This is a genomic window from Streptomyces sp. NPDC058279 (assembly GCF_042881255.1).
Classification (GTDB): Bacteria; Actinomycetota; Actinomycetes; order Streptomycetales; family Streptomycetaceae; genus Streptomyces.
Genome location: NZ_JBHVYA010000014.1, coordinates 119,375 through 129,775 on the forward strand (window position 1 = coordinate 119,375; position 10,401 = coordinate 129,775).

The window sequence follows — 10,401 nt, forward strand, 5'->3', positions numbered from 1 at the left end:
CAGTGGCCGGCGCGAACGAAGAAAAGCTTCTCGAAAACCTGAAGTGGATGACCACTGAGCTGCGGCGGGCCCGCCGCCGCCTCCAGGAGGTCGACGAGGAGGCCCGGGAGCCCATCGCCATCGTGGCGATGAGCTGCCGCTTCCCCAACGGCGTACGTTCCCCCGAAGACCTGTGGCGACTCGTCGCCACGGGCGGCGACGCCATCACCGGATTCCCCGCCGACCGCGGCTGGGACATCGCCTCGCTCGCCGATCCGGACCCGGAACGCAAGGGCACCTTCTACAACACCGGCGGCGGATTCCTCGACGAGGCGACCGTATTCGACCCCGATTTCTTCGGGATATCGCCGCGCGAAGCACTCGCGATGGATCCGCAGCAGCGCCAGCTCCTCGAAACGTCCTGGGAGGTCTTCGAACGCGCGGGCATCGACCCCGCGGACGTACGGGGCACCCGCACCGGCGTCTACGTCGGCGCGGGCGCCATGGGCTACGGCGCCGACCTCAAGGAGGCTCCCGAGGGGCTTGAGGGCCTGCTCCTGACGGGCGGCGCGACCAGCGTCCTTTCCGGCAGGGTCAGTTACGTGTTCGGCCTCGAAGGCCCGGCCGCCACCATCGACACCGCCTGCTCCTCCTCGCTCGTCGCCCTGCACCTCGCCACCCAGGCCCTCCGGCAGGGTGAATGCTCGCTCGCCCTGGTCGGCGGCGTGTGCGTGATGCCCAACCCCGACGTGTTCGTCGAGTTCAGCCGTCAGCGCGGCCTCGCCGCCGACGGCCGCTGCAAGTCCTTCGCCGCCTCCGCCGACGGCACCGGTTGGTCCGAGGGCGTCGGCGTCCTCCTGGTGGAGCGCCTCTCCGACGCCCGACGCAACGGCCACCCCGTCCTCGCCGTCGTCCGCGGCTCCGCCGTCAACCAGGACGGCGCCAGCAACGGCCTCACCGCCCCCAACGGCCCCGCCCAGCAGCGCGTCATCCGCCAGGCCCTGGAGAACGCCCGGCTCGCGGCGGCCGAGATCGACGTCGTCGAGGCACACGGCACCGGTACGACGCTGGGCGACCCGATCGAAGCGCAGGCGCTGCTCGCCACCTACGGCCAGGACCGCCCCGAGGACCGGCCCCTACGGCTGGGCTCGCTCAAGTCGAACATCGGCCACACCCAGGCCGCCGCCGGTGTCGCCGGCATCATCAAAATGGTCATGGCGATGCAGAACGGCCTGCTCCCGCAGACCCTCCACGTCGACGAACCGACCCCCAACGTCGACTGGTCGGAAGGCGCGGTGTCGCTCCTCACCGAGCCGCTGCCCTGGCCCGAGACCGGGGCACCACGCCGCGCGGCCGTCTCCGCCTTCGGCGTGAGCGGCACCAACGCCCACACCATCATCGAGCAGGCCCCCGCACCCGAGGCCGCACCCGACGAGGACGCCGCGACGGCCCCCGCCGTCCCGAGGTCCGTACCGGCCGTCCTGCCGTGGACGCTCTCCGCCAGGAGCGCCGACGCCCTGCGCGCCCAGGCCGCGCGCCTGCTGGCCACCCACGGCCGAGGCCGCTCAACCGCACGCCCCCTCGACACCGCCCACTCGCTGGCCACCACCCGCGCGGCCCTGGAACACCGTGCCGTGCTCCTGGGTAACACCGAGGCCGACTTCGACACCACCCTCGCCGCCCTCGCCGAAGGCGAGCGGGCACCGGGTCTGGTGCGGGGCACGGTCGCCGCCGGCGGGCTCGCGTTCCTGTTCACGGGACAGGGCAGCCAGCGGCTGGGCATGGGACGGGAGCTGTACGACGCGTATCCGGTGTTCGCGGAGGCGCTGGACACGGTGTGCGCGCGGCTCGACCTTGAGCTGCCGTTGAAGGACGTCCTGTTCGGGGACGATGCAGCTGTACTCGATCGGACGGAGTACACGCAGCCCGCGTTGTTCGCGGTCGAGGTGGCGCTGTTCCGGCTGGTCGAGAGCTGGGGTCTGACACCGGACTTCCTGGCCGGTCACTCGATCGGTGAGATCGCCGCCGCGCATGTGGCGGGGGTGTTCTCGCTGGAGGACGCGTGCGCGCTGGTTTCGGCGCGCGGCCGGTTGATGCAGGCGTTGCCGTCCGGTGGCGTGATGATCGCGGTGCAGGCGTCGGAGGACGAGGTCCTGCCGCTGCTCACCGATCGGGTCAACATCGCCGCGATCAACGGGCCGGAGTCCGTGGTCATCGCGGGCGACGAGGCCGACGCCGTGGCGATTGCCGGGTCGTTCGAGGCGCAGGGTCGTAAGACCAAGCGTCTGACGGTCAGTCATGCGTTCCACTCGCCGCACATGGACGGGATGCTGGAGGCGTTCCGCGAGGTCGCGGAGGGGATCTCCTACGCGTCCCCCCGCATCCCGCTGGTGTCGAACCTGACCGGTGGGCTGGTCTCCGACGAGGTGGGTTCGGCCGACTTCTGGGTCCGGCATGTCCGCGAGGCGGTCCGGTTCCTGGACGGAGTCCGTGCGCTGGAGGTCGCCGGGGTCACCACCTACCTCGAACTCGGCCCCGACGGCGTCCTGTCCGCCCTCGCCCAGGAGTGCCTGACCGGTGATGCGGACGCGGTGTTCGCGCCCGCCCTCCGGGCCGGCCGCCCCGAGGCCGAGACCGTCACCACCGCGCTCGCCGAGGCGCACGTACGAGGTGCGGCCGTCGACTGGGACGCGTACTTCTCCGGCACCGGCGCCCGGCGCGTCGACCTGCCCACGTACGCCTTCCAGCACGAGCGCTACTGGCTGGAGCCGGGTGCCGCCGCGACCGGTGACGTGGACGGGGCCGGGCTCGATCCGGCCGGCCACCCGCTGCTCGGCGCGGCCGTCACGCTGGCCGGAACCGGCGGCGTGCTGTTCACCGGCAGGTTCTCGCTCCGCACCCATCCCTGGCTCGCCGGTCACACCGTTGCCGGTACGGCCGTGCTGCCGGGCGCGGCCTTCGTGGACCTGGCCGTACGCGCCGGGGACCACACCGGGTGCGAGCACACCGAGGAACTGGTGCTCGACGCCCCGCTCCTCCTGCCCGCCGAAGGCGCCGTACGGCTCCAGGTGCTGGTCGACGCCCCCGACGACCGGGGCCGTCGCACCTTCACCGTCTCCTCCCGGGCGGAGGCCGCTCCGGCGGACGCCCCCTGGGAGCGCCACGCCCGGGGCGTCCTCGCGCCCACCGGCCCCGCCGCGTCCTTCGACCTCGCGCAGTGGCCGCCCACCGGTGCCGAGGCCCTGGACGTCGGGGACCTGTACCCGACCGTCCCGACGGACGGGCCCACGCCCCGGCGCGACGCGCTGTTCCGCGCCGTGGAAGCCGTTTGGCTCCATGACGGTGACCTGTTCGCCGAGGTCCGCCTCCCCGAGGACCACGCGGAGGGGGCCGGGTTCGGCCTACACCCCGCGCTGCTGGACGCCGCCGCGCACGTGGCCTTCGCGCAGGACGGTGACCCGCACACCGGCGCCGGGCTCGGCACCTGGTCGGACGTCACGCTGTACGCCGAGGGCGCGGGCGCGCTGCGCGTCCGGGTACGCAACACCGGCGAGGGGGCCGTCGCGCTCGACCTCGCCGACGACCTGGGCCGGCCGGTGGCGACGGTGGGCAGCCTGACCCCCAAGCCGTTCGGCCCGGTGGAGCCCGGTACTCGGCTGGGCGGCCCGGCCGTGCGCCACGACTCGCTGTTCCAACTCGACTGGATGCCGCTGCCGCTGCCCGTGTCGCCGGTCCAGGTCCCGGCCGAAGCCGAGGCCGCCGACGGTACGCCGGCGTCCGGCGACGGGTGGGCGGTACTGGGCGGCGAAGGCTTCGCCCCGGCCGTCCCGTACCAGGACCTGGCCGCGCTGGGCGAAGCGGTCGCCGCGGGTGCCCCCGTACCCGCGTACGTCCTCGCCCCCTTCACGGAGCCGCCGGCCGGCGACGGCGCGGAGGCCCTGCACGGGGCCACGCGTCGGGCGCTCGCCCTGGTGCGTTCCTGGCTCGCCGACGAGCGGTTCGCCGCCTCGCGCCTCGTCGTCCTGACCCGCGGCGCGGTCGCCGGACCGGACGAAGGCGTCGACGACCTTCCGCACGCCGCCGTCTGGGGCCTGGTGCGCTCGGCGGAGACGGAGAACCCCGGGCGGTTCGTCCTCGCCGACCTGGACGGCCCCGGGGTCTCGGACCCGGCCGTCCTCGCCGCCGCCCTCGCGTGCGACGAGCCCGAACTGCTGCTGCGGGACGGAGCCGTACGCGTCCCCCGGCTGACCCGCTGCCGTACGTCCCCCGGCTCCGACCCCTCGGCCGCGGTCACCCACGCCGACCTCCCGGCCCCGGCCACCCGGGCCCCGGCCACGCACGCGGCGCCGGCCATCGACCCGGACGGCACCGTCCTGATCACCGGAGGCTCCGGCGCCCTCGCCGGGATCGTCGCCCGGCACCTGGTCACCGCACACGGCGCGCGCCACCTGCTGCTCCTGAGCCGCCGGGGCGCCGATGCCCCCGGCGCGCCGGCGCTCACCGCGGAATTGGACGCGCTGGGCGCCCGGGTCACCTGGGCCGCCTGCGACGCGGCCGACCGGGACGCCCTCGCCGCCGCCCTCGCCGCGATCCCGACCGGCCACCCGCTCGCCGCGGTCGTCCACACGGCCGGGGTCCTGGACGACGGGGTGGTCGCCTCCCTCACCCCGGAGCGCCTGGACGCGGTGCTGCGGCCGAAGGCCGACGCCGCACTGCACCTGCACGAGCTGACCCGGGACCTGCCCCTCTCGGCGTTCGTTCTCTACTCGGCGATCGCCGGCACGCTCGGCAGCGCCGGGCAGGCCAACTACGCGGCCGCCAACGTGTTCCTCGACGCCCTCGCCCAGCACCGCCACGGCCAGGGCCTGCCGGCCACCTCGCTGGCCTGGGGCGTATGGGCCGGCGCCGGTGGGATGACCGGCACGCTCGACGAGGCCCACCTGCGGCGCATGGAGCAGCACGGCATGGGCGCCCTGTCCGCCGCCGAAGGCATGACCCTGCTCGACGCGGCGTTCACCGCCGGCCGGCCCGTCCTCGTCCCGGCCCGCCTCGATGTCACCGCCCTCCGTACCGCCGCGGCTCCCGGCCCGGTCGCCCCGGTGTTCCGGGAGCTCGTCGGCACCGGCGGCCGTCGGACGGCGCAGACCCGTACCGGTGGCGGTACCCCGCTCGCCGAGCGGCTGCGCCGCCTCACCGGCCCCGAACAGGACCGGGCGCTGCTCGACCTCGTCCGCACGCACGTCGCATCCGTGCTCGGCCACGCCTCGGCCGAACGGGTCGACGCGGCGAAGGCGTTCAAGGACCTCGGCTTCGACTCGCTGACCGCCGTCGACCTGCGCAACCAACTGTCCGCCGCCACCGGCCTCCGACTGGCGACGACGCTCGTCTTCGACCACCCGTCAGCGACCGCGCTCGCGCGACACCTCCGCAGCGAGCTCCTCGGCGACCCGCACGACACGGCCCCGGACAACGACCTCGTTCCCGGCGCCCCGGCCATGAGCCTCGCCGACGACCCCGTCGCGATCGTGGCCATGAGCTGCCGCTACCCCGGCGGCGTCCGCACCCCCGAGGAGTTGTGGCGGCTCGTCGAGACCGGCGGCGACGCGATCTCCCCCTTCCCCGGCAACCGGGGCTGGGACGTCGACGCGCTGTACGCGGACGGGAACGGCCGCGCCTTCGAAGGCGGCTTCCTGCACGACGCCGACACCTTCGACGCCGACTTCTTCGGCATCTCGCCGCGCGAGGCGCTCGCCATGGACCCGCAGCAGCGGCTCGTCCTGGAAGCGGCCTGGGAAGCCATCGAGCGGGCCGGCATCGCCCCGTCCGCCCTGCGCGGCAGCCGCGCCGGTGTGTTCGTCGGAGCCGCCTACAGCGGGTACGACGCGCAACTGGAGCAATCCGGCACCGACGAGGTCCTCGGCCACGTGATGACCGGCAACGCGGGCAGCGTCCTGTCCGGCCGCGTCTCGTACGCCCTGGGACTCGAAGGCCCGGCCGTCACCGTCGACACGGCATGCTCGTCGTCGCTGGTCGCCCTGCACTGGGCGATCCAGGCGCTGCGCAACGGCGAGTGCACGATGGCCCTCGCGGGCGGCGTCACGGTGATGTCGACCCCCGGCACGTTCAGCGAGTTCAGCCACCAGGGCGGACTCTCGCCCGACGGCCGCATCAAGGCCTTCGCGGCGGCAGCCGACGGGACCGGCTGGGCCGAGGGCGTCGGCATGCTGCTCGTGGAGCGGCTCTCGGACGCCCGCCGCAACGGGCACCCGGTGCTCGCGGTGGTGCGTGGCTCGGCCGTCAACCAGGACGGTGCGAGCAACGGTCTGACCGCGCCGAACGGCCCCTCCCAGCAGCGGGTCATCCGTGCCGCCCTGGCGAGCGGGGGGCTGACCCCCGCAGAGGTCGATGTCGTCGAGGCGCACGGTACGGGCACCAGGCTCGGCGATCCGATCGAGGCGCAGGCCCTCCTCGCGACGTACGGGCAGGACCGGCCGGCGGACCGGCCGCTGCTGCTCGGCTCCATCAAGTCGAACATCGGTCACACGCAGGCCGCCGCCGGTGTCGCCGGCATCATCAAGATGGTGCTGGCGATGCGGCACGGGGTGCTCCCGAAGACCCTGCACGTCGACGAGCCCACCCCGCACGTCGACTGGACGGCCGGCGACATCACCCTGCTGACCGAACCGACGGTGTGGTCCCGGGCGGACGACCGTCCGCGGCGGGCCGGTGTGTCGTCGTTCGGCATCAGCGGAACGAACGCCCACACCATCATCGAGCAGGCCCCCGAACCCCTCCCCGCTCCGCGACAGCCGGCGCCCACCGAAGCGCCGGGCACCCTGCCCTTCGTCCTCTCGGCCAGGAACGCGGACGCCCTCCGCGCCCAGGCCGGTCAGCTCCTGCCCCTGCTGGAGTCCGCCGACCGGCCCCGTCCGGTGGACCTCGCCCACTCGCTGGCGACCGGCCGGGCGGCCCTCCACGAGCGCGCGGTGATCGTCTCCGACGGCCACGAGGCCCTGACCCGCACCCTGGCGGCCATGGCCTCCGGAGAGCAGGAGTCGGGGCTGGTCCGGGGCACCGCCACCGGTGGCGGGCTCGCGTTCCTGTTCACGGGGCAGGGGAGCCAGCGGCCGGGCATGGGGCGTGAGCTGTACGACACCTATCCGGTGTTCGCCGACGCGCTGGACGCGGTGTGCGCGCGGCTCGAACTGCCGCTCAAGGAAGTGTTGTTCGGCTCGGACGGTGATCTGCTGGATCGTACGGAGTACACCCAGCCCGCGCTGTTCGCGGTCGAGGTGGCGTTGTTCCGGCTGGTGGAGTCGTGGGGTGTGAAGCCCGACTTCCTGGCAGGGCACTCGATCGGTGAGATCACGGCCGCGCATGTGGCCGGAGTGCTGTCCCTGGAGGACGCGTGCACCCTGGTCGCCGCTCGCGGGCGCCTGATGCAGGCGCTGCCGTCCGGTGGCGTGATGATCGCGGTGCAGGCGTCCGAGGACGAGGTCCTGCCGCTCCTGACGGACCGGGTGAGCGTTGCCGCGATCAATGGGCCGCAGTCGGTCGTGGTCGCCGGTGACGAGGCGGACGCTGCTGCGATTGCCGGGTCGTTCGAGGCGCAGGGTCGTAAGACCAAGCGTCTGACGGTCAGTCACGCGTTCCATTCGCCGCACATGGACGGCATGCTCGCCGACTTCCGCAAGGTCGCCGAGAGCCTGTCCTACGCCTCCCCGCGGATCCCGGTCGTCTCCAACCTCACCGGCGCGCTGGTCACGGACGAGATGGGTTCGGCCGACTTCTGGGTCCGGCACGTCCGCGAGGCGGTCCGCTTCCTCGATGGCGTACGCACCCTCGAAGCCGCCGGGGTCACCACGTACCTCGAACTCGGCCCGGACGGCATCCTCTCCGCCCTCGCTCAGGAGTGCCTGACCGGCGACACGGACGCGAGCACCTTCGCACCCGCCCTCCGCAAGGGCCGCCCCGAGGCCGAGACCCTCACCACCGCCCTCGGGCAGGCCCACACCCACGGCACCTCGGTCGACTGGGAGGCGTACTTCGCCGGTACCGGCGCGCGGCGCGTCGACCTCCCGACCTACGCCTTCCAGCGCAAGCGCTACTGGCCCGCGCCCGCCGCCGCCCCGCGCGGTACCGGGCCCGGCGCCGCCGGCAACGACGTCGACGCCCGGTTCTGGGAGGCGGTCGAGCGCGCGGACCTCGTCCCGCTGCTCGCCGGCCGGCCGGCGATCGACGCCGACCAGCCGCTCAGCACCGCCCTGCCCGTCCTCTCGGCCTGGCGCCGCGACCAGGAGGCACTGGCACAGGCGGACGCCCGCTCGTACCGCGTCACCTGGCGGCCGTGGTCCGGCGCCGACCGGGACGGCACGCCCGCCGGCACCTGGCTCGTGGTCCTGCCCGCCTCGCACGCCGAAGATCCCTGGGTCAGCGCTCTCACCGACCGGTTGGGTGACGGGGGCGCCCGCGTCGTACCGCTCCCGCTCGACGTCGCCGACGCCGACCCCGGAGAACTGCACACGCGCCTGGCCGAGCGGCTCCGCGAAGCGGCCGACGGTCCTGTGACGGGTGTCCTCTCCCTGCTGGCGCTCGACGAGCGTCCGCACCCCGGACACCCGGGCGTGCCCGTCGGACTGGCGCTCACATCCGCCCTCACGTCCGCCCTCACGTCCGTCCCGTCCGAGCTCCCCGGCGTACCGGCCGGGGACGTCCACGCTCGGCTGTGGTGCGTCACGCGCGACGCCGTTGCGGCCGTCCCCTCGGACGACCTCGGCGGCGCGGCCCAGGCGCAGGTCTGGGGCCTGGGCCGGGTGGTCGCCCTGGAACACCCCGAGCGCTGGGGCGGCCTCGTCGACCTGCCCACGAGCTGCGACGACAGCGTCCTGTCCCGGCTGATGGCGCTGCTCGCCGCGGCGGGCGACGAGGACCAGAGCGCGGTCCGCGCCTCCGGCACCCTCGTACGACGGCTGGTGCGCACCACCCCGGAGACGGCCCCGGCCGCGACCTGGACCCCACGGTCCACGGTGCTCATCACCGGCGGTACGGGAGCACTCGGCCGCCACGTCGCGCGCCGGCTCGCCGAACGGGGCGCCGAACGCCTCGTCCTCGTCAGCCGCCGTGGCGCCGACGCGCCGGGCGCGGCCGAGACCGAGGCGGAACTCACCGCGCTCGGCGCCACCGTGACCCTCGCGGCCTGCGATGTCGCAGACCGGGCCGCGCTCGCGGCACTGGTCGCGCGCCTGGCCGACGAGGGCACCCCGGTACGCACCGTCGTGCACGCCGCCGGCATCTCGCAGCCGCCCGGCACCGGCACCGACCTCCCCGGCTTCGCCCGGGTGGTGGCCGCGAAGACGGCCGGCGCCGTCCACCTCGACGCGCTGTTCGACACGCCGGACTCCCTCGACGCGTTCATCCTGTTCTCCTCCGTCGCCGGCGTCTGGGGCAGCGGCGGCCAGGGCGCGTACGCGGCGGCCAACACCTTCCTCGACGCGCTCGCCGAACGCCGCAAGGCCCGGGGGCTCCCCGCCACGGCGATCGCCTGGGGACCGTGGGCGGACGGCGGCATGGCGACCGAGGGCGACGCGGAGGAGCAACTGCGCCGCCGCGGCCTCCCGCCCATGGACCCGGCGACCAACCTGTCGGCGCTGGAACGCGCCGTGGCCGGCCGGGACGCCGCGGTGACCGTCGCGGACGTCGACTGGGCCCGGTTCGCGCCCGTGTTCGCGGCCGCCCGTCCCCGCCCGCTCATCGCCGACCTGCCCGAGGTACGGGAGGCCCTGCGCGCCACCGCCGGACCGTCCGGAGACGGACCGACCGCCGACGCCCGGCCCGCCGCACTCCAGCGGCTCACCGGGCTCGCGGGGGACGACAGGCGGGCGGCCGTCCTCGACCTCGTACGCGAACACGCGGCAGCCGCCCTCGGGCACGACTCGGCCGACGCGGTCGCACCCGACCGGGCCTTCAAGGACCTCGGGTTCGACTCGCTGACCGCGGTCGACCTGCGCAACCGGCTGGGCGCCGCGTGCGGCCTGCGGCTGCCGTCCAGCCTCGTCTTCGACTACCCCAACCCGCAGGCGCTGACCCTGCACCTGCTGCGGACCCTCTTCCCCGAAGGGACCGGCGATCCGGCCGGCGCGACCGTCGAGACCGACCCGCAGGAAGCGGAACTGCGCCGCACCCTGGCCGGCATCCCCCTGAGCCGCATCCGCGAGGCGGGGCTGCTCGACAGCCTGCTCCGACTTGCCGGCCCCGACACCCCCGACACCACCAGCACCACCGCCACCGTCGACGTGGAGTCCATCGACACGATGGACCTCCAGGACCTCCTCGACCTCGCCCTCGACGGCGGCAGCGACCCCGACGACCGTGACGGGCTCACCGGCCCAGGCGGCGACGACCACCACAGCAACCGATCCTGAC

1 protein-coding gene is annotated in these 10,401 nt (G+C 74.6%); it reads left to right on the plus strand.

Annotation, left to right across the window (positions count from 1 at the left end; genetic code table 11):
• Positions 1–2: 2 nt before the first annotated feature.
• The gene (locus ACFVXJ_RS24040; protein WP_389664558.1) at positions 3–10,400 is read left to right on the plus strand and encodes a type I polyketide synthase; all 10,398 of its coding nucleotides are present in this window, start codon (positions 3–5) and stop codon (positions 10,398–10,400) included.
• Position 10,401: the final 1 nt, after the last annotated feature.